We start from the raw sequence: 18761 nt of genomic DNA, 5'->3' as shown, positions 1-18761 counted from the left end.
CGGGCGAGGGCCGGCCCACGCGGTTGGTCGGGTCGGGCGCCCGCTCCTCCACGAGGCCCGCGTCGACGAGCTCACCGGCGAGGGCGGCCACCGTGGAGCGGTTGAGTCCGGTCGCCGCGGTGAGGCGGGCGCGCGAGAGCGGCCCCTCGAGGTGCACGAGCGCGAGGAGTTTCGAGAGGTTTCGACGATGGACGCCGTCGAAGGTTCCCGGCCGGTCTGCCACGCGACCACTCTAGGGGCGCGTCGATCCGGCGTTGCGGCGGCGCGCCCAATTTGTTGCGCTTGACCCCAAATGCGAACCCACGTACTATTCGAGGCGTCCAGATCACTTTCGACGTAGTCGTCGAAACTTTCGAGAGGTTCAAAGATGAACAGACGCAGCATGTCACGGCTCGTCACGCTGGGAGCCGTGGCCGCACTCGCCGTCGGCACCCTCGCGGGGTGCGCGGCCGGAGGTGACGACTCGGGCGACGGCTCGACCGAGCTGAACTTCTGGCACAACTCGACCACCGGCCCCGGCAAGGCCTATTGGGAGCAGACCGCGAAGGACTTCGAGGCCGAGCACCCGGGCGTCGACATCAAGATCCAGTCCATCCAGAACGAGGACATGGACGGCAAGCTCCAGACCGCCCTCAACTCGGGCGACGCGCCCGACATCTTCATGGCACGCGGCGGCGGCAAGCTCGCAGCCGTCGTCGAGGCCGGCCAGGTGCAGGACCTCACCGACCAGCTCTCCGATGACACCAAGACCGCCCTCGGCGACGCCTCACTCGCCGCCCTCTCGGTCGACGACAAGATCTACGGCGTGCCGTCGTCGGTGCTGCCCGGCGGCATCTACTACAGCAAGGACCTGTTCGCCCAGGCCGGCATCACCGCACCCCCCACCACCTTCGACGAGCTGAGCGAGGACGTCGACAAGCTCAAGGCCGCCGGCGTCGCTCCCATCGCGCTCGGCGCCAAGGACGCGTGGCCCGCAGCCCACTGGTACTACTTCTTCGTGCTGCGGGAGTGCTCCGAGGACGTCGTCGCCGCGCTCGCGACCGACCCGAGCTTCTCCGACGAGTGCTTCCTGCGCGCCGGCGAGGACCTCGCCGACTTCGCCGCGACCGAGCCGTACAACGAGGGCTTCCTCACCACCTCCGCGCAGCAGGGTGCCGGCTCGTCCGCCGGACTCGTCGCCAACCACAAGGCCGCCATGGAGCTCATGGGCGCGTGGGACCCGGGAGTGATCGCCTCGCTCACGCCTGACGAGAAGCCGCTCCCCGACCTCGGCTGGTTCCCCTTCCCGGCCGTCGACGGCGGCGACGGCGGCGAGGGCGCGATGATGGGCGGCGTCGACGGCTACAGCTGCTACGTCGACGCACCCAAGGAGTGCGCCGAGTTCCTCGAGTTCGCCTCGCAGAAGGAGCAGCAGGAGGGCTACGCCGACGCGTTCGTCACCCTGCCGGCGAACAAGGACGCCCAGGGCGTCGTGACCGACCCGGCGCTGCAGGAGGTCCTCGCCTCGTACAACGACGCGCCGTACGTCTCGGTGTGGCTCGACACGCTGCTCGGCCAGAACGTCGGCAACGCGCTCAACGTGGGCGTCGTCGACCTGCTCGCCGGCAAGGGCGACGCCCAGGGCATCGTCGACGCCGTCGAAGACGCCATCAAGAAGGGCTGAGAGGCTCTCGCACCATGAACGTTCGCACCAGCTCCCCCGCACCGAGGCGAGCCCCGGCGGACGACGTGCGGGCCGGGGACGAGCTCTCGTCCCCGGCCCTGCGCCGGGCCGGCGACGCGCCGGCCCCGGTCGCGCGTCGCAGCCGGCGCGACTGGCGGAAGGTCCTCGAGATCGCCGTGCTCGTCGGCCCGGCCCTCGTGATCTTCCTCGGGTTCGTCATCTTCCCGGTCGTCATGGCCGGCTACTACGGCTTCTTCAAGTGGAAGGGCTACGGCCCGCCCACCGACTTCATCGGACTGCAGAACTACGTCACGATCTTCCAGGACCCGACGTTCCAGGAAGCCCTCTGGCACAACCTCGTCATCGTCGTGATGTCGCTCGTGCTCCAGGGCCCGATCGCGCTGCTGCTGGCCCTGCTGCTCAATCGCCCGATGCGCGGGCAGTCCCTGATCCGCGTGCTCATCTTCGTGCCGTACGTCATCGCCGAGGTCGTGGTCGGCACCGGCTGGAGCCTGATGCTCCAGTCCGACGGCGCCCTCAACGGGCTGCTCGACAAGGTCGGCCTGGGCGCCTTCACCCAGGACTGGCTCTCGAATCCCGACCTGGCGATCTGGACCCTCCTCGGGATCATCACCTGGAAGTACATCGGCTTCGCCGTCATCCTCTTCCTCGCCGGGCTCCAGGGCATCCCGCAGGAGCTCACCGAGGCCGCGCAGATCGACGGCGCCTCCTACTGGCAGATCCAGCGACGGATCACCCTCCCGCTGCTCGGACCGACCCTGCGCATCTGGGCGTTCCTGTCGATCATCGGATCGCTGCAGCTCTTCGACCTCGTCTACATCATCTGGGGCCAGTACATCGCCTCGACCGCGGGCACCTCGACCATGGCGACGTACATGGTGGCCAACGGCCGCAACGCCGGCAACTACGGCTACGGCAACGCGGTCGCGGTCGTGCTCTTCCTCATCTCACTCGTCGTCGCCCTCGTCTACCAGCGCTTCGTGCTGCGCCGTGACACGGCCGGCGCCCTCACCGAACGGAGCGAGCCATGACCGCCTCGGCCATCGCCATCCCACGGGCCAGACGACCGCGCAACGGCCGGCTGCCCTGGGGCAGCCCCGCCATCTACTTCGGCGCCCTCGTCGTCGTCGCGCTCATGCTGGCGCCGATCCTCTACATCATCATCGGCGGCTTCCGCGCCAACTCGCAGATCACCGCCGACCCCTCGGGCATGCCCGACCCCTGGGTGACGAAGAACTACGCCGGAGTGCTCAGCAGCACGACCTTCTGGGGTGAGGTGGCCAACTCCACGGTGGCCGCCGTCGTCACGACGATCGGGGTCGTCGCGCTCGGCCTCATGGCCAGCTACGTGCTCGCGCGATACCAGTTCAAGGCGCGCGGGCTGCTCTACGCACTCTTCGCCGCGGGCCTGATGTTCCCGATGACGGTGGCCATCACGCCCCTGTACATCGTGGTGCGCAACCTCGGCCTGATGAACTCGCTGGCCGGCATCATCCTGCCCCAGATCGCCTTCGCCCTGCCGACGACGATCATCATCCTCGTGCCGTTCCTGCGCGCCATCCCCGACGAGATCGAGGAGGCCGCCTCCATCGACGGCGCCTCGCGGCTCGGGTTCTTCTGGCGCATGGTGGTGCCGCTGGCCCTGCCCGGCGTCATCACTGTCGGCATCCTCGCCTTCATCGCGAGCTGGAACAGCTACATCCTGCCGCTGTTCATCCTGAACAACGAGGACTCGTTCACGCTGCCGCTCGGCGTGCAGGCGTTCGCCTCGCAGTACTCGGTGGACACCGCCAAGGTGCTCGCCTTCACCTCGCTGTCGATGATTCCCGCCCTCATCTTCTTCAGCATCTTCGAGCGCCGCATCGTCGGCGGCCTCACCGGGGCGGTGAAGGGATGACCGAGCCGATGACGTCGATCCAGTCCACGACGACGGATGCCGCGACGGCGGATGCCACGTCGACGACGGATGCCGCGATCGACCGCACGATGACGGATGCCCCGTGGCGCGACCGGTCGTTGACCCCGACCGCCCGCGCGACCGCCCTGATGGCCGAGCTCACCCTCGAGGAGAAGATCGCCCAGCTCTACGGCATCTGGATGGGGGCCTCGGCCGACGGCGCCGACGTGGCGCCGCACCAGCACGAGATGACCGGCGACGTCGACCTGGATGCCCTGCTCCCCAAGGGACTCGGACAGGTCACCCGGGCGTTCGGCACCGCACCGGTCGACGCGGCGGTCGGCGCGCAGTCGCTCGCCCGACTGCAGGAGCGCATCGTCGCCTCGAGCCGATTCGGCATCCCTGCGCTCGTGCACGAGGAATGCCTGGCCGGCTTCGCCGCCCACGGTGCCACCGCCTATCCGGTGCCGCTGTCGTGGGGCGCGACCTTCGACCCGGGGCTCATCGAGCAGATGGCCCGCCGCATCGGCACGGACATGCGATCCGTCGGCGTGCACCAGGGACTGGCCCCGGTGCTCGACGTGGTGCGCGACGCCCGATGGGGCCGTGTCGAGGAGACCATGGGCGAGGACCCCTACCTCGTCGGCACGGTCGGCGCGGCGTACGTGCGCGGGCTCGAGGCATCCGGGATCGTCTCGACCCTCAAGCACTTCGTCGGCTACTCGGCGTCGCGGGCGGGCCGCAACCTGGCACCCGTCTCCGTGGGGGCACGGGAGCTCGCCGACGTGCTGTTGCCGCCCTTCGAGATGGTCGTGCGCGAGGCGGCGCCGCGTTCCGTGATGAACGCCTACACCGACCTGGACGGCGTGCCCACCGCCGCCGACCGCGGCCTGCTCACCGGACTCCTGCGCGAGACCTGGGGCTTCGACGGCACCGTGGTCGCCGACTACTTCTCCGTCGCGTTCCTCCAGACCCTGCACGGCACGGCCGGCGACCTCGGCGAGGCGGCCGCGGCCGCGCTCGAGGCGGGCATCGACGTGGAGCTGCCCACCGTGCACGCGTTCGGCGAACCGCTCGTGCGGGCCGTGGCCGACGGCCGCGTCGACGAGGCCGTCATCGACCGGGCGCTGCTGCGCGTGCTCGTGCAGAAGGTCGAGCTCGGCCTGCTCGACGACCCGGCGGCGCCGCCGGCGGCGAGCGCCGCGAAGGGCACGATCGACCTCGACCCCGTGGAGAACCGCGAGCTCGCCCGTCGGATCGCCGAGCAGGCGATCGTGCTGCTGCACAACGACGGCACGCTGCCCGTGGCCGCCCCCGGCCGCATCGCGGTGATCGGTCCGACGGCCGACGACCCGCTCGCCGTGCTCGGCTGCTACGCGTTCCCCACGCACGTCGGCGTGCATCACCCCGAGAGCGGCCTCGGCATCGAACTGCCCACGCTCGTCGAGGCCCTGCGCGCCGAGTTCCCCGACAGCGAGATCGCGCTGGCAGCGGGCACCTCGATCGACGGTGCCGAGATCGACGGCATCCCGCACGCCGTCGAGCTCGCGGCATCCGCCGACCTGGTGGTGCTGGCCCTCGGCGACCGGGCCGGCCTCTTCGGCCGGGGCACCAGCGGCGAGGGCTGCGATGCGGAGAGCCTGGACCTGCCGGGTGCGCAGGGAGCGCTGCTCGAGGCCGTGCTCGACGCCGGCACTCCCACGGTGCTCACGCTGCTCGCCGGTCGCCCGTACGTGCTCGGCACGGCGCCCGAGCGCGCCGCCGGCATCGTGCAGGCGTTCTTCCCGGGCGAGGAGGGCACTCGCGCCGTGGCGGACATCCTCTCGGGACGGGTGAACCCGAGCGGGCGGCTGCCCGTCAGCGTGCCGGCCACCCCGGGCGCACAGCCGTCGAGCTACCTGGCGTCGACGCTCGCGCGCAGCAACGGCGTGTCGAACATCGACCCGACCGCCCGGTATCCGTTCGGACACGGGCTCGGGTACACGTCGTTCGCGTGGCGCGACCTGCAGGTGGAGGCCGTCGAGGCGTCCACCGACGGCTCGCTGCGGCTGTCGCTCACGGTGGAGAACACCGGCGACCGTGCCGGCGCCGAGATCGTGCAGCTGTACCTGCATGACCCGGTGGCCTCGGTCGTGCGGCCGGTGCAGCGGCTGATCGGGTTCGAGCGCGTCGAACTCGGGCCCGGGGCATCCGTCCGCCTCGACGTCGAGGTGCCGGCCGACCTCGCCGCGTTCACCGGGCGCGACGGTCGCCGCATCGTCGAACCGGGCTCGCTCGTTTTGGGCTTCGGGCGTTCGAGCGCCGACCTGCCGCTGCAGGCGACCGTCGAGCTCGCTGGGCCGGTGCGCGTCGTCGACCACACCCGGGCCCTGCACCCGCTGTGGTCCGCCCAGCCGATCGGCCCCCGATCGCCGTGACCGCCGCACGCAACCCGGTGCTGCCGGGGTTCCACCCCGATCCCAGCATCTGCCGGGTGGGCGACGAGTTCTTCGTGGTGACCTCGACGTTCGAGTACTTCCCCGGCCTGCCCGTGCACCGGTCCCGTGACCTCGTCGAGTGGGAGCTCGTGGGCCACGCGGTGCACCGCGAGGAGCAACTCGACCTGTCGTCGGTGGCGGCGTCCGGCGGGCTCTTCGCGCCGACGATCCGCCACCACGACGGCCGGTTCTTCGTGGCCTGCACCCTGGTCGGCGGCGAGGGCCGGCAGGGCAGCTTCGTGGTCACCGCGACGGATCCTTCCGGACCATGGTCGGACCCGGCGTGGATCGACGACGCTCCCGGAATCGACCCGTCCATCCTGTTCGACGACGGGCGGGCGTGGTTGTTGCTGGAGGCGAGGAGGACCGCGCGAACGACGTCGCGCTCGGACCACGTCTCGCCGGGCGACACCTGCAGTGCGCGAGAGCCCTCGCCCGAGTAGCGCAGGTAGTCGGTGTAGTCCTCGGGGCCGATGGGGATCGCAGGCCCGGCGACACCCGCAGACAGGGGCAGCGAGTCGAGGGTGACGAGCAGCGTCACCATCTTGGCGGCACCGCCGATCGGCACCGCAGCCGGGTCGCCGGCGGTCGCGACCACCTCGCCGGTCCCGTCATCGGCGACGACCGCGAGGGCGCTGGCACCACCCTCGGGCAGCGTCACCGGCGGGACCTCGGTTGCCGCGGCGCTCGCGGCATCCACATCGACCGTCACCTCGGGGAGGGGGCCGAGGAGCATCGCGGGCCCGTACACGCCGAGACCGAGGATGGCGAGCGCGCCGACGACGATGCCGGTGATCCGGCCGGGGGAAACCATGGAGTCAGCGTAACCCGGGCGGGTTCACGCCCAGCCCAGCTCGTGCAGCCGGTCGTCGTCGATCCCGTAGAAGTGCGCGATCTCGTGCACGAGGGTGATGTGGATCTCGTCGCGGAGTTCGCGCTCGTCCGCGACGATCGCGAGCAACGGTTCACGGTAGAGGATGATGCGGTCGGGCATCTCACCCATGCCGTAACGGTCGCGCTCGGTCAGCGCGTAGCCGTCGTAGAGACCGAGCAGGTCGAGGGAGCCGTCCTCGGGGCGGTCCTCCACGACGAACACGACGTTGTCGAGGCCGTCGATCATGTCGTCGGGGAGCAGGTCGAGCTCATCGACGACGATCGCCTCGAAAGCCTCGGCATCGAGTTCCACGACTGCTCCGATCCGTGACGGCCCCGATCGGAGGCGGGAGAAGAAGACTTTGGGGTGAGTAACGGGGCTTGAACCCGCGACCTCCTGGACCACAACCAGGCGCTCTACCAACTGAGCTATACCCACCATGTGTCGACCGCCGGGGCGATCAGGCAACTCAAAGAGACTACTACACCTTGGCGTCGAACTCGTCCACCACGGTGGCCGCGAGCGCCTGGAGGTCGTGGCTCGAGGGGCCCGGCTCCGCCACGAAGATCGCTCGGCGGTAGTAGTGCAGCTCGCGGATGGACTCGAGGATGTCCGCGAGGGCGCGGTGACCGCCGTTCTTCGCGGGGGAGTTGAAGTACGCCCGCGGGAACCAGCGCTTCGCGAGCTCCTTGATCGAGGAGACGTCGACGTTGCGATAGTGCAGGTGCGCGTCGAGTCGCGGCATGAACTTGGCGATGAACGACCGGTCGGTGCCGATGGAGTTGCCGGCCAGCGGCGCCTTCTGCTCTTCGGGCACGTGCTTCAGCACGTATTCCAGCACCTCGTACTCGGCCTCGGCGACGCTCACGCCGTTGGGGATCTCCTCGATCAGGCCCGACTCGGTGTGCATCGCGCGCACGAACTCGCCCATGTTCTCGAGGGCGCTCGCATCGGGCTTGATCACGATGCTGAGCCCCGGATCCACGGGGTTGAGGTCGTAGTCGGTGATCACGACTGCGATCTCGACGAGTTCGTCGGCCTCGAGGTCGAGGCCCGTCATCTCGCAGTCGATCCAGACCAGACGGTCGCTCGGGGTTGCCATGCCGCGAGTCTACCGGGGCCGTCGGACAGCACACGGCCGGACAGGGCCGCCAAGGCCCACCACGGTGCCCCCGGCAGGAATCGAACCTGCGACCGACAGATTAGAAGGCTGCTGCTCTATCCGCTGAGCTACGGGGGCCGACCCCGCAAGCATAGCGGGCGACGTTGATCAGCCCTCGGTGGGCACCTCGACGTCGTCGCCTTCCGCGCGTGCGCCCGGCACCGGCGCACGCCCACGCACCGTCAGCGCCACGAGCGGGAACGCCAGCACCGAGACCATCCCGGCACCGACGAGCGCGGCGGCGGTGCCGGTCGGGAGGTCGCCCTGATCGACGCCGATGGCGGTCACGGCGACGATGATCGGCAACCCGGTGGCTCCGAAGAAGGCGGTCGCGACGAGGTCACGGCGGCTGGAGCCGCGCGGTGCGGCGAGCAGCGACGGCAGCCCGCGGACCACGAGGAGCATCACGACGCCGAGCAGGAGGAGGGCCATCGTCCACGGGTTGGCGAAGAGGGCCGCGAGGTCGAACGTCACGCCGGTGTAGATGAAGAAGATCGGCACGAGGAATCCGTAGCCCAGCGCTTCGATCTTGCCCTCGACGATCTCGACGTCGGGCCGAGGGGCGCCCGAGAGGAGCAGTCGATAGAGCACGCCCGCGGTGAACGCGCCGAGCAGCATGTCGAGGTCGAGGATGACGCTCAGCGCGACGAGCGCGACGAGCACCAGCACGACGAGACGCACGGCGAACTGGCCACTCGTATGCAGGGTGGCGGTGATGATCCGGTGCATCCGGCGGCCGACGCCCCGCGCCGCCATCCAGATGGCGGCGGCCGCGACGAGCGCGAACCCGGCGAGCACCAGCGCCCCGACGAGCGGCGATCGGCCGCCGAGGAAGATCGAGATGGCGAGGAGCGGCCCGAACTCGCCGACCGCGCCGAGCGCGATGACCGCCACGCCGAACGGCGTCTTCAGGTCACCCGAGTCGCGGAGCACCGGCATGATCGTGCCGAGTGCGGTCGAGGTCAATGCGATGGCGATGAACACTGCAGCCGACGGGTGGATGGCGAATGTCACGGCGATGCTGAAGGCGGCGACGAGGGAGATGATCCAACCGATCGCCGCCCGGGTGATCGGGCGCCCGCGGATCGCGGCGAAGTCGATCTCGTTGCCGGCAAGGAAGAAGAGCATCGCCAGCCCGAACTCGGAGAGGAACTGCACGAAGTCGTCGGGCACGATCCAGCCGAGGACGGCCGGGCCCAGCAGCAGGCCGAGCAGGATCTCGAAGACGACGAGCGGGATCGCCACCCAGCGTGCGAGGCCCCGGACGAGCAGGGGTGCCGCCACCGCGATGGCCGGCACCAGCACCAGCGTGCCGATCGACACGTCCATGGTCGCACCCCCGGTTCCGGCGCAACCGACCGGCGCCTGCCGCGATGCTAGCGGAGCGGGGCCCTAGGGGTCGACGCGGGCGCGACGACGACGTCGATGTTGCCTCGGCGAAACATCGCGGCGGTATCGTCGAGGCATGCGCGACCTGCAGGCGAGAATCATCGCGGAACTGAACGTCAGCCCCACCATCGACCCCGCCGAGCAGGTGCGTGCTCGGATCGACTTCCTGAAGACCTACGTCCGCACGACGGGTGCGAAGGGGTTCGTGCTCGGCATCAGCGGCGGGCAGGACTCGACGCTCGCCGGATTCTTGTGCCGGATGGCCGCCGAGGAACTCGTCGCCGAGGGCCAGCCGACCCGCTTCGTCGCGGTTCGTCTCCCGTACGGCGTCCAGCGCGACGAGGCCGACGCGCAGGCGGCACTCGACTACATCCGGCCGCCCGAGACCGTCGTGTTCAACATCAAGCGCGGCGTCGACGGCCTCGCCGCCGAGTTCGAGGACGCGCTCGGGGAGCCGATCAGCGACTTCGGCAAGGGCAACGTCAAGGCCCGCATGCGCATGGTGGCGCAGTACGCCCTCGCCGGCGAGCACGGGCTGCTCGTCGTGGGCACCGATCACGCCGCCGAGGCCGTCACCGGGTTCTTCACCAAGTACGGCGACGGCGGCGCAGACATCCTGCCGCTCACCGGCCTGACCAAGCGACAGGGGCGCGTGATGCTGCGCCACCTGGAAGCGCCCGAGCAGCTGCACCAGAAGGTGCCGACGGCGGATCTCCTCGACGAGAACCCCGGCCAGACCGACGAGGCGAACCTCGGCCTCAAGTACCACGACATCGACGCCTATCTCGAGGGCGAGGACATCGATCCCGAGATCGCCGAGCGCATCGAGGCGCGCTTCCTCCAGACGCGCCACAAGCGCGCCGTGCCGGTGTCGATGTTCGACGACTGGTGGATCTGAGGGTCGCGCCTCAGGCGCGCGCGTCGTCGAGCGTCGGCGTCGGCGCCGTGTCGGTCGAGCGGGCGCCCGCGTCGATCGTCGCGGCCGACTGATAGCGCTCGTGGTGCTGCTCGGCGACCCAGGCGTCCTGGGCCTCGACGGCGACGACCTCGGGCTCCTGCCGCTGTGTGCGCCAACGCACCAGGTCGTTCTGGAACTGCTTGCGTGCCCGTGAAGGGCGACGCTCCCAGTCGAGCATGCGATCACGGAATTCCACGACGGCGGGATCGAGCTGGTAGCCGAACGTGGCGGAGGCCCGCTTCAGCTCGTGCAACTGGTGGGCGGCCCAGTTCGCGGCCACATCGGAGCCGCGGATCGGCAGCAGCCGCACCAGGATGTCGGCCTGGCCGACGGTGCGGTCGGCGAGCACCTGCTCCTGCGGCGTGAGCGAGTTCCACACCGAGGCTTCGGTTGCCGCGTCGACGAGCGCGGCGATCGCTGCCGTCTTCGCCTCACGGTCGCGCTGCGCGACCACGCGGCGGATCGCGGCGGACGCGATCCACGCGGCGAGGAGCCCGGCTGCGAGGACCGCGACGAAGAGCACGAGGCCCGCGTAGACGGTCGGCCGCGCCGCGCTCGAGGTGAGCCAGGAGATGAGATCGTTCCACCACTGCATGAGCGCAGGCTACCCGTGGTGCGGGGCGCGTCGGCCGAGGCGCGACGGCGTGGCAGCAACCGGGCGGCCCGCCGACGAGAGTCGGGGACCGCGCGCGGTCGTCAGCGGAAGCACTCCGCGGCATCCGTCGCCGACCAGAACTCGCCGAGCTCCATCGAGCGGATGCCGCCACCGACCAGTCGCCGGGCGACGTAGCGGTCGCCCCCGCCGTACCGGCGTCGTTCGATGTGGCCGAGCACGGGCCCCTGCGCACGGCAGACGCGCCAGAGGCCCGGCCCGACGGCCGTGACCGTCAGCCCGCGCACGGCGGCCATGCTGTCGCGTGCGTCGGTGAGCGGGGTCTCGGTGAGCGGGGTCTCGGTGAGCACGGTCGCCGTGAGCATGGTCGCCGTGAGCGCGGTGGTGGACATGTCGCTCCTCTTCGTCGTGCAGCCGGCCCTGCGTCTGACGCGAGGCTAGGGCCGGCCACCGACACGCGAAGCGGTGCGCAGGAGGGATTCGCCGTCACCCGGCGGCGCGCCGGTCAGCCGAGCGCGGTGCCGTGCGCGGCGAAGGGCTCGATCCGGGCGATCTCCTCAGCGTCGAGCGGGGCGGCGTCGAGCGCGGCCACGTTCTGCTCGAGCTGCGCCACGCTGGACGCGCCGATGAGCGCGCTGGCGACGAGCGGCTCGCGGAGCACCCACGACAGCGCGAGTTGCGCGATGCTCTGCCCGCGTTCCTTCGCGATCGCATCCAGCCCGCGAACCCGCTCGAGGTAGTCGTCGCTGATCTTCTCGGCGGAGAGGAACCGGCTGGTCGCGGCCCGGGAGTCGGCGGGGACGTCGCCGGAGAGGTAGCGATCGGTCAGGAGGCCCTGCGCGAGCGGTGAGAACACGATGCTGGCCGCGCCGACCTCCTCGAGCACGGGGAAGAGCCCGTCCTCGATGTGACGGTCGAACATCGAGTAGCGCGGCTGGTGGATGAGCAGCGGCACCCCCTCGGACTCGAGGGCGACTGCGGCGGCGCGCGTCTGCTCGGGGGAGTAATTCGAGATGCCGACGTAGAGCGCCTTGCCCTGGCGCACCGCACTCGCGAGCGCGCCCATGGTCTCCTCGACGGGGGTCTCGGGGTCGGGGCGGTGCGAGTAGAAGATGTCCACGTAGTCGAGCCCGAGGCGTCCGAGGCTCTGGTCGAGCGAGGACAGCAGGTACTTGCGCGAGCCGAAGTCGCCGTACGGGCCGGGCCACATGTCGTAGCCGGCCTTCGACGACACGATGAGCTCGTCGCGGTAGGGCGCGAGGTCGGTGGCCAGCATGCGGCCGAAGTTCTCCTCGGCGCTGCCGGCGGGCGGGCCGTAGTTGTTCGCGAGGTCGAAATGCGTGATGCCGAGGTCGAACGCCCGGCGCACGATCGCGCGCTGCGTGTCCCATGGCCGGTCGTGGCCGAAGTTGTGCCAGAGGCCGAGCGACAGCGCGGGCAGCTTCAGCCCGCTCCGTCCGACCCGGTTGTAGCGCATGTGGTCGTAGCGTTCCGGAATGGCGACGTAGGTCATCCAGCTACTCTATGGCGGCGTCTCGTCCTCGACAGGCCCGGCCTGCGGCCGGGTCGCCCAGGTTGCATCGGCGCCTGCTCCGGATGCCGCGACGCGACGGGATGCTGGTGCGACGCGGCATCCGGGGCCTGGTCCGGCACGAGCAGCTCCGGATGCCGCGAGCCGCCGATCGGCGGCGGCGCAGACTCCGAGGAGCATGACATGACCGACACCATCACCGTGACCGGCGCCGTGGGCAACGACCCGCGGGTCCACGTGACCAGCCAGGGACTCGCGATCACCTCGTTCCGGCTCGCATCGACCCGGCGCTACTTCGACCGGGCGAAGGGGGCCTGGGAGGACGGCGAGACGAACTGGTACACCGTCTCGGGCTTCCGCCAGCTCGCGAACAACGCGGCGACCTCCATCCGCAAGGGCGACCGCGTGGTCGTGCACGGCCGGCTGCGCCTCCGCGCGTGGGACAACGGCGAGAAGTCGGGCACGGCCATCGAGATCGAGGCCGAGGCGATCGGCCACGACCTCACCTGGGGCACCACCGTGCTCACCAAGGTGCGGCGGGAGTCCGCGGCCGACGCGGAGGCCGGCGGCGTGTCCGAGCCCAGCGCCTGGCCGGGTTCCGAGGTCGTCGCCCCGCCGACGGGTCTCGGATCCGTGGCGGATGAGGGCCTCGAACACCTCGCCGCCGCCGACGAGGTCGATGCCGAGGAGGCGCAGCTGGCGAGTGCCGTGTGAGGGCATTCGCGACCGCCCGATCCGTGCAGGCACCCCATAGACTCGGCTCGGGCGGTCGCACCGCCGGATGAGGGGGAGCGATGGCACGGCGGGTCACGGGGATCGCGGTCTCGGCGTTGGCCGGGGCCGCGCTGGTTGTGGCCCTCGCCGCCTGCACGGGCTCTCCGCCCGACCAGCCCTCCGCATCGGCCTCGCCGAGCACTCCGGCGACCACCCGGCCGACGCCGAGCGCACCGCCCACGCTCAGCCCGCAGCTCTCCGCATCGGAGAACCTGCCGTACTTCGACAGCGTGAACACCGCGGTGATCACGGGGAAGGCCGACGCAGGGGGACGCGACTTCATCGACGCGCTCGTCGTGGCGGGATTCGACAAGACGCAGATGGAGGTGACGGCGGATCGCACCACCGTCGACCTGCAGGCCGACTCGGTGCAGTTCGCGGTGCTGTTCCAGGGCGAGTGCCTCGTGGGACAGTACGGGCCCGCATCCGGCGGCTACCACAGCGCCGTTCGCCCGCCGCTCGGCACCGGCGGCTGTCTCGTCGGCGAGACGCGACCCATAGACTGGTAGGCGACATGGCGGATTACATTTACTCGATGGTGCGCGCCCGCAAGGCGGTCGGCGACAAGGTCATTCTCGACGACGTGACGATGGCGTTCCTCCCAGGGGCCAAGATCGGTGTCGTCGGTCCCAACGGCGCCGGAAAGTCCACGATCCTGAAGATCATGGCCGGGCTCGACCAGCCCTCGAACGGCGAGGCGAAGCTCACCCCCGGCTACTCCGTCGGCATCCTCATGCAGGAGCCGGTGCTCGACGAGACCAAGACCGTGCTCGAGAACGTCCAGGAGGGCGTCGGGCCGATCAAGGCGAAGGTCGACCGCTTCAATGAGATCTCGCTCGCGATGGCCGAGCCCGACGCCGACTTCGATGCGCTGCTCGCCGAGATGGGCACGCTGCAGGAGGCCATCGACGCCGCCGACGCGTGGGACCTCGACTCCCAGCTCGAGCAGGCGATGGACGCGCTGCGCTGCCCGCCGGGCGACGAGCCGGTCTCGGTGCTCTCGGGCGGAGAGAAGCGTCGCGTGGCGCTCTGCAAGCTCCTGCTGCAGAAGCCCGACCTGCTGCTCCTCGACGAGCCCACCAACCACCTCGACGCGGAGAGCGTGCTGTGGCTCGAGCAGCACCTCGCCAAGTATCCCGGCGCCGTGCTCGCCGTCACCCACGACCGGTACTTCCTCGACCACGTCGCCGAGTGGATCTGCGAGGTCGACCGCGGTCGGCTCTACCCCTATGAGGGCAACTACTCGACCTACCTCGAGAAGAAGCAGGAGCGTCTCACCGTCCAGGGCAAGAAGGACGCGAAGCTCGCCAAGCGCCTGGCCGACGAGCTCGACTGGGTCCGCTCGAACGCGAAGGGGCGCCAGGCGAAGTCGAAGGCGCGCCTCGCCCGCTACGAGGAGATGGCGGCCGAGGCCGACCGCACGCGCAAGCTCGACTTCGAGGAGATCCAGATCCCGCCGGGCCCGCGCCTGGGCGACATCGTCCTCGAGGCGAAGAGCCTGAAGAAGGGCTTCGGCGACCGGGTGCTCATCGAGGGCCTGAGCTTCACGCTTCCGCGCAACGGCATCGTGGGCATCATCGGCCCGAACGGCGTCGGCAAGTCCACGCTCTTCAAGACGATCGTCGGCATGGAACCGCTCGACGACGGCAAGCTGAAGGTCGGCGAGACCGTCAAGATCTCGTACGTCGACCAGTCCCGTGGCGGCATCGACCCCAACAAGACCCTCTGGGAGGTCGTCTCCGACGGGCTCGACTACATCCAGGTCGGCAAGACCGAGGTGCCGAGCCGCGCCTACGTGTCGACCTTCGGCTTCAAAGGCCCCGACCAGCAGAAGCGGGCGGGCATCCTTTCGGGTGGGGAGCGCAACCGGCTGAACCTCGCGTTGACGCTGAAGCAGGGAGGCAACCTCCTGCTCCTCGACGAGCCCACCAACGACCTCGACGTCGAGACGCTCTCGAGCCTCGAGAACGCGCTGCTCGAGTTCCCGGGCTGCGCCGTCGTGATCACCCACGACCGGTGGTTCCTCGACCGCATCGCGACGCACATCCTCGCGTACGAGGGCACCGACGAGAACCCGTCGTACTGGCACTGGTTCGAGGGCAACTTCGAGTCGTACGAGGCGAACAAGATCGAGCGGCTCGGCGCGGATGCGGCCAAGCCGCACCGCTCGGCGTACCGCAAGCTCACGAGGGACTGACATGCGGCTGCACGTGCCGACGCCGCTCCGGTGGTCCGACCTCGACGCATACGGCCACGTGAACAACGCCCGCATGCTGAGCCTCCTCGAGGAGGCGCGCATCCAGGCGTTCTGGGTGAGCACCGACACGCCCGAGCACGCGGTCGGCGCGTCGACCGCGGTCATCGACGCGTCGCCGGGCGCGAGCACGATCACGCTCATCGCCCGGCAGGAGGTCGAGTACCTCGCGCCGATCCCGTACCAGCGCCAGCCGCTCGACGTGGAACTCTGGATCGGTCACATGGGCGGCGCGAGCCTCGACGTCTGCTACGAGGTGTTCTCACCCGACGGCGTGGATCCGCGGGTGCTGTACACGCGTGCGATCACGACGATCGTGCTCGTCGACACCGAGACCGAGCGCCCGCGACGCATCTCCGACCGCGAGCGAGCGGCATGGGAGCCCTACCTGGGCGAGACGCTCGCCCTCCGGCGGCGCTGACCTCAGCGGTCGAGCGGCACGTCGCTGTACGAGCCCTCCCACACGGCGCGGCTCCCCGACTCCCCGATCCGCACGATCGTCCAGGTCGCGCCCACCGTGACGGCGACCGCTGCGACCGTCAACACGACCCCCACGGCGATGCGGATCGCCCTGGACGGGCGGCGCGGCGCGGCATCCGTCGCTCGGCGAGCCGCGAGGCCCTCGACGACGGCCCACGCCGCGACGAGCACTGCCACCACGAGCAGCGCCCAGAGCCACGGCACGATGTCCTCGCCCTGCGTCGTGTGCTCGGCGATCAGCGGCGCAGCAGGCACGCGCGCCTGCAGCCATTCGCCGGCCTCGATCGTCACGAGGCCCAGCGGGAGGAGCAGGGCCGCCGCGACGAGCACCGGGATCCACAGCACCCGACGCGCCGCGGGCCACGCCGCGATGACGACGAGCGACAGGCCGACCAACGGCGTGAGCACGATGACGGCGTGCACGAGGAGGACGTGCAGGGGCAACCCCGCGAACGTGTACTCCACGTCAGGAGGCCGCGACGATGCGGTCGCCCGAGATCGCGACCGGGATCGAGGGAAGCGGCTTCAGCGCCGGGCCGTTGAGCACGTCGCCCGTGGCGGCGTCGAACCTCGAGCCGTGACACGGGCAGTCGAACTCGTCGCCCGCGGCGGCGACGACGCAGGCCTGGTGCGTGCAGATGGCGCTGAACGCCACGACCTGACCGGCGGTCGGCTGCGCGATGAGTGCCGGTTCGCCGTTGATGGTGGCGTCGATGCTGCCGCCCACCGGGACGTCGGCGAGGGCGGCGATGTCCTCGCCCACGGCCGGGGCGTCGGGTGCGCCGGTCGCTCCGGTGACGGGCTCATCGGTCACGCTCGGCGGTGCCGACGTCGGCTTGGATGACGAGGGGGTCGAGCCGTCGGACACATCGGCTGCGCAGGCCGCGAGCGCCAGGACCCCGCCGACTGCGCCGGCGGATCCGACCGTCAGCACGGTGCGCCTGGTGAGGTCTGAGGACGTCGTCATGGCCTGCTCCTTCGTTCAGTCGAGTGCAACGGGCGTTCAGTCGTGTGCACCGGGCTCGGGCACGCGGACCATGCCCTCCTGGGCGACGCTCGCGATCAGCACGCCCTCGCGCGTGTAGATGCGGCCGAGCGACAGTCCTCGCCCGCCGCTGGCCGAGGGCGACTCCTGCGTGTACAGCAGCCACTCGTCGACGCGCGCGTCGCGGTGCCACCACATCGCGTGGTCGAGGCTCGCCACCTTGAGGCCCGGTGTCGCCCACGCCACGCCGTGGGCACGGAGCACCGGCTCGAGGATCGTGTAGTCGCTCGCGTACGCGAGCGCCGCGCGGTGCTGCTTCGGATCGTCGGAGAGCGTGCCGACCGCCTTCATCCACACGGCCTGGCGCGGCACGCGGTCGCCGTCGACCCGGAGGTACACGGGCGACGGGATGTGGCGCACGTCGAAGGCCCGCTCGCTCGACCAGTAGCGTGCGACGTCGTGGTCGACGTGGCCGAGCACGTCGGCGGTCGAGGGCAGCGACTCGGGCTCGGGGAGGTCGCGCGGCATGTCGACCTGGTGCTCGACGCCGTCGTCGTGGGTCTGGAACGAGGCGATGAGCGACAGGATGGGCTCGCCGTGCTGGTAGGCCTGGGTCCGGCGCGTGGAGAACGACCGCCCGTCGTGGATCCGGTCCACCGAGAACGTGATGGGATGCTGCACGTCGCCGGGTCGCAGGAAGTAGCCGTGCATCGAATGCACGGTGCGGTCGGCCGGCACGGTGTGCATGGCGGCGACGATGGACTGCGCGAGCACCTGCCCGCCGAAGACCCGACCGAGCGGCATCCACTGCGACGGCCCGGTGAAGATGTCCTCCGTGGTGCGGGCGCCCGTGTCGGTGAGGTTCAGGGTGCTCAGCAGGCCGTCGATGGGACCGTTCATCGTTCCTCCGTGTCATGGGGCGGCCGCCGGACGACGCCGAAGACGCCGACGTCAGGGGGCGGCGGCGCTCCCTTGGTAGTTTAGACAGCAGATGGTTCAACAACTCACGCTCGCCGACAGCCTGTCGCTCGGTGACCTGCACACCTACCTGCAGCGCGCCGGTCGCGTCGAGGACGGTTCGGTGCGCCTCGTCGCGGGGTCGGGCATCCTCGCGGTCTACACGGCGATCCTCTATCCACGCGGCATCCTCGACGAGAGTCCCACGGTCCTCGGCCTGCGAACGTTCGCGCTCTTCGAGACCGAGGACTTCGACGTGGTCGTGCCGATGCGGTCGCTCGTCGAGCGCATCGTGCGTGCCCGCTCCGAGCTCGCCGACGACGACGAGTCCCGCCCCGTCACGATGACCCGGCCGCCCGAGGTGAACACGGTCACGTGGGCGGGCATCTCGCCGCCCAGGGGCGGCTGGCGGGCACTTGGCGAGACGGATGCCGCGACGCTCGAGGCCGCAGCCCGCGCGGGCATCGACGAGGTCGCCACCGCCATCCCCGAGGGCACCGGTGAGCAACTGGTGCAGCGCGTGCGCTCCGAGGTCTGGGGTCGCGGCGTGCCGGGCCTCGAGTACGTGCCCGCGGGAGCGGCGTTCGGCGCCTTCAGCCTCGGCTTCCTCGGCGACGACCCGGTGCGGCTCTTCGAGACGGGCCCGTGGACCCGCCTCACCTCCCGGCGCGGGCACGTGCTCGTGCGGCGCAAGCCGTGGACGTTCCTCGCTGCGCTCGGTGCGCT

General features: G+C 70.5%; 21 protein-coding genes and 2 tRNA genes. 11 read left to right on the top strand and 12 right to left on the bottom strand.

Annotation, left to right across the window (positions count from 1 at the left end):
• Window positions 1-223 (bottom strand): MarR family transcriptional regulator (locus GH736_RS05535; RefSeq protein ID WP_159601005.1); only part of this gene is annotated, 223 nt, incomplete at its 3' end.
• Window positions 224-367: 144 nt separating this feature from the next.
• Between GH736_RS05535 and GH736_RS05530 the strand changes: the two genes are divergently transcribed.
• The 5 genes from GH736_RS05530 to GH736_RS05510 all read left to right on the top strand — a co-directional run bounded on the left by GH736_RS05530 (window position 368) and on the right by GH736_RS05510 (window position 6501).
• The gene (locus tag GH736_RS05530; RefSeq protein WP_203230653.1) at window positions 368-1663 is read left to right on the top strand and encodes an ABC transporter substrate-binding protein; all 1296 of its coding nucleotides are present in this window, start codon (window positions 368-370) and stop codon (window positions 1661-1663) included.
• A 14-nt stretch (window positions 1664-1677) separates the two neighbouring features.
• The gene (locus GH736_RS05525) at window positions 1678-2715 is read left to right on the top strand and encodes a carbohydrate ABC transporter permease (protein WP_159601003.1); all 1038 of its coding nucleotides are present in this window, start codon (window positions 1678-1680) and stop codon (window positions 2713-2715) included.
• The gene (locus tag GH736_RS05520; RefSeq protein WP_159601001.1) at window positions 2712-3581 is read left to right on the top strand and encodes a carbohydrate ABC transporter permease; all 870 of its coding nucleotides are present in this window, start codon (window positions 2712-2714) and stop codon (window positions 3579-3581) included. The genes GH736_RS05525 and GH736_RS05520 overlap by 4 nt, the downstream gene beginning before the upstream one ends.
• 89 nt (window positions 3582-3670) lie before the next feature.
• On the top strand, window positions 3671-5998 hold the full coding sequence (locus GH736_RS05515) for a beta-xylosidase/alpha-l-arabinosidase (RefSeq protein WP_159601009.1): 2328 nt from the start codon (window positions 3671-3673) through the stop codon (window positions 5996-5998).
• Window positions 5995-6501: a family 43 glycosylhydrolase gene (locus GH736_RS05510; RefSeq protein ID WP_159601000.1), complete on the top strand. Its 507-nt coding sequence runs from the start codon at window positions 5995-5997 to the stop codon at window positions 6499-6501. The genes GH736_RS05515 and GH736_RS05510 overlap by 4 nt, the downstream gene beginning before the upstream one ends.
• Before the next feature lie 395 nt (window positions 6502-6896).
• Here GH736_RS05510 and GH736_RS05505 read toward each other — a convergent pair whose 3' ends face one another.
• The 5 genes from GH736_RS05505 to GH736_RS05485 all read right to left on the bottom strand — a co-directional run bounded on the left by GH736_RS05505 (window position 6897) and on the right by GH736_RS05485 (window position 9423).
• On the bottom strand, window positions 6897-7244 hold the full coding sequence (locus tag GH736_RS05505) for a metallopeptidase family protein (protein WP_159600998.1): 348 nt from the start codon (window positions 7242-7244) through the stop codon (window positions 6897-6899).
• 50 nt (window positions 7245-7294) lie between these two features.
• Window positions 7295-7370: transfer RNA gene (locus tag GH736_RS05500), tRNA-His, on the bottom strand.
• Window positions 7371-7413: 43 nt separating this feature from the next.
• Window positions 7414-8034, bottom strand: a complete 621-nt coding sequence (gene orn, locus GH736_RS05495; protein WP_159600996.1) for an oligoribonuclease — start codon at window positions 8032-8034, stop codon at window positions 7414-7416.
• A gap of 65 nt (window positions 8035-8099) precedes the next feature.
• Window positions 8100-8172 (bottom strand) — tRNA-Arg (locus GH736_RS05490).
• A 30-nt stretch (window positions 8173-8202) separates the two neighbouring features.
• On the bottom strand, window positions 8203-9423 hold the full coding sequence (locus GH736_RS05485) for a cation:proton antiporter (RefSeq protein WP_159600994.1): 1221 nt from the start codon (window positions 9421-9423) through the stop codon (window positions 8203-8205).
• 136 nt (window positions 9424-9559) lie between these two features.
• On the opposite strand from GH736_RS05485, the gene nadE reads away from it, so the two are divergent.
• Window positions 9560-10381, top strand: coding sequence for an ammonia-dependent NAD(+) synthetase (gene nadE, locus GH736_RS05480; RefSeq protein WP_159600992.1), 822 nt, complete (start codon window positions 9560-9562; stop codon window positions 10379-10381).
• Between the two features lie 10 nt (window positions 10382-10391).
• Here the strand turns inward: nadE and GH736_RS05475 are convergent, their stop codons facing one another.
• From GH736_RS05475 to GH736_RS05465, 3 genes are all read right to left on the bottom strand, one after another.
• Window positions 10392-11036, bottom strand: coding sequence for a hypothetical protein (locus GH736_RS05475; RefSeq protein ID WP_159600990.1), 645 nt, complete (start codon window positions 11034-11036; stop codon window positions 10392-10394).
• 101 nt (window positions 11037-11137) lie between these two features.
• A complete protein-coding gene (locus GH736_RS05470; protein ID WP_159600988.1) occupies window positions 11138-11446 on the bottom strand; it encodes a hypothetical protein in 309 nt (102 codons plus the stop codon).
• Between the two features lie 113 nt (window positions 11447-11559).
• On the bottom strand, window positions 11560-12567 hold the full coding sequence (locus GH736_RS05465) for an aldo/keto reductase (RefSeq protein WP_159600986.1): 1008 nt from the start codon (window positions 12565-12567) through the stop codon (window positions 11560-11562).
• Window positions 12568-12768: 201 nt separating this feature from the next.
• Between GH736_RS05465 and GH736_RS05460 the strand changes: the two genes are divergently transcribed.
• The 4 genes from GH736_RS05460 to GH736_RS05445 all read left to right on the top strand — a co-directional run bounded on the left by GH736_RS05460 (window position 12769) and on the right by GH736_RS05445 (window position 16034).
• A complete protein-coding gene (locus GH736_RS05460) occupies window positions 12769-13299 on the top strand; it encodes a single-stranded DNA-binding protein (protein ID WP_159600984.1) in 531 nt (176 codons plus the stop codon).
• 80 nt (window positions 13300-13379) lie between these two features.
• On the top strand, window positions 13380-13868 hold the full coding sequence (locus GH736_RS05455; protein ID WP_159600982.1) for a DUF6993 domain-containing protein: 489 nt from the start codon (window positions 13380-13382) through the stop codon (window positions 13866-13868).
• Window positions 13869-13873: 5 nt separating this feature from the next.
• Entirely contained in the window at window positions 13874-15556 is a 1683-nt protein-coding gene (gene ettA / locus GH736_RS05450; protein ID WP_159600980.1) for an energy-dependent translational throttle protein EttA, read from the top strand.
• Between the two features lies 1 nt (window position 15557).
• On the top strand, window positions 15558-16034 hold the full coding sequence (locus GH736_RS05445; RefSeq protein ID WP_159600978.1) for an acyl-CoA thioesterase: 477 nt from the start codon (window positions 15558-15560) through the stop codon (window positions 16032-16034).
• A 2-nt stretch (window positions 16035-16036) separates the two neighbouring features.
• On the opposite strand, the gene GH736_RS05440 is transcribed toward GH736_RS05445, so the two are convergent.
• Genes GH736_RS05440 through GH736_RS05430 form a run of 3 tightly spaced genes read right to left on the bottom strand, consistent with a single transcriptional unit; the run spans window position 16037 to window position 17978 of the window.
• Window positions 16037-16558 carry a hypothetical protein gene (locus GH736_RS05440; RefSeq protein WP_159600976.1) on the bottom strand — a complete coding sequence of 174 codons (522 nt, stop codon included), beginning with the start codon at window positions 16556-16558 and terminating at the stop codon, window positions 16037-16039.
• Window position 16559: 1 nt separating this feature from the next.
• Window positions 16560-17060: a QcrA and Rieske domain-containing protein gene (locus GH736_RS05435; protein WP_159600974.1), complete on the bottom strand. Its 501-nt coding sequence runs from the start codon at window positions 17058-17060 to the stop codon at window positions 16560-16562.
• A gap of 36 nt (window positions 17061-17096) precedes the next feature.
• Window positions 17097-17978, bottom strand: a complete 882-nt coding sequence (locus GH736_RS05430; protein WP_203230652.1) for an acyl-CoA thioesterase — start codon at window positions 17976-17978, stop codon at window positions 17097-17099.
• A gap of 91 nt (window positions 17979-18069) precedes the next feature.
• On the opposite strand from GH736_RS05430, the gene GH736_RS05425 reads away from it, so the two are divergent.
• On the top strand, window positions 18070-18761 hold a 692-nt coding region (locus GH736_RS05425), incomplete at its 3' end, for a hypothetical protein (protein WP_159600972.1).

This window comes from Agromyces humi (assembly GCF_009720255.1).
In the GTDB taxonomy this organism is placed as follows: Bacteria; Actinomycetota; Actinomycetes; order Actinomycetales; family Microbacteriaceae; genus Agromyces; species Agromyces humi.
This window is presented reverse-complemented; position numbering and strand designations above follow the sequence as displayed.

Bases quoted from the DNA above. Each gene is read 5' to 3' on its own strand.
- GH736_RS05530 (WP_203230653.1), top strand. From the start codon at position 368: ATGAACAGACGCAGCATGTCACGGCTCGTCACGCTGGGAGCCGTGGCC.
- GH736_RS05525 (WP_159601003.1), top strand. From the start codon at position 1,678: ATGAACGTTCGCACCAGCTCCCCCGCACCGAGGCGAGCCCCGGCGGAC.
- GH736_RS05520 (WP_159601001.1), top strand. From the start codon at position 2,712: ATGACCGCCTCGGCCATCGCCATCCCACGGGCCAGACGACCGCGCAAC.
- GH736_RS05515 (WP_159601009.1), top strand. From the start codon at position 3,671: ATGACGGATGCCCCGTGGCGCGACCGGTCGTTGACCCCGACCGCCCGC.
- orn (WP_159600996.1), bottom strand. From the start codon at position 8,034: ATGGCAACCCCGAGCGACCGTCTGGTCTGGATCGACTGCGAGATGACG.
- GH736_RS05485 (WP_159600994.1), bottom strand. From the start codon at position 9,423: ATGGACGTGTCGATCGGCACGCTGGTGCTGGTGCCGGCCATCGCGGTG.
- nadE (WP_159600992.1), top strand. From the start codon at position 9,560: ATGCGCGACCTGCAGGCGAGAATCATCGCGGAACTGAACGTCAGCCCC.
- GH736_RS05475 (WP_159600990.1), bottom strand. From the start codon at position 11,036: ATGCAGTGGTGGAACGATCTCATCTCCTGGCTCACCTCGAGCGCGGCG.
- GH736_RS05470 (WP_159600988.1), bottom strand. From the start codon at position 11,446: ATGTCCACCACCGCGCTCACGGCGACCATGCTCACGGCGACCGTGCTC.
- GH736_RS05465 (WP_159600986.1), bottom strand. From the start codon at position 12,567: ATGACCTACGTCGCCATTCCGGAACGCTACGACCACATGCGCTACAAC.
- GH736_RS05460 (WP_159600984.1), top strand. From the start codon at position 12,769: ATGACCGACACCATCACCGTGACCGGCGCCGTGGGCAACGACCCGCGG.
- GH736_RS05455 (WP_159600982.1), top strand. From the start codon at position 13,380: ATGGCACGGCGGGTCACGGGGATCGCGGTCTCGGCGTTGGCCGGGGCC.
- ettA (WP_159600980.1), top strand. From the start codon at position 13,874: ATGGCGGATTACATTTACTCGATGGTGCGCGCCCGCAAGGCGGTCGGC.
- GH736_RS05445 (WP_159600978.1), top strand. From the start codon at position 15,558: ATGCGGCTGCACGTGCCGACGCCGCTCCGGTGGTCCGACCTCGACGCA.
- GH736_RS05435 (WP_159600974.1), bottom strand. From the start codon at position 17,060: ATGACGACGTCCTCAGACCTCACCAGGCGCACCGTGCTGACGGTCGGA.
- GH736_RS05430 (WP_203230652.1), bottom strand. From the start codon at position 17,978: ATGAACGGTCCCATCGACGGCCTGCTGAGCACCCTGAACCTCACCGAC.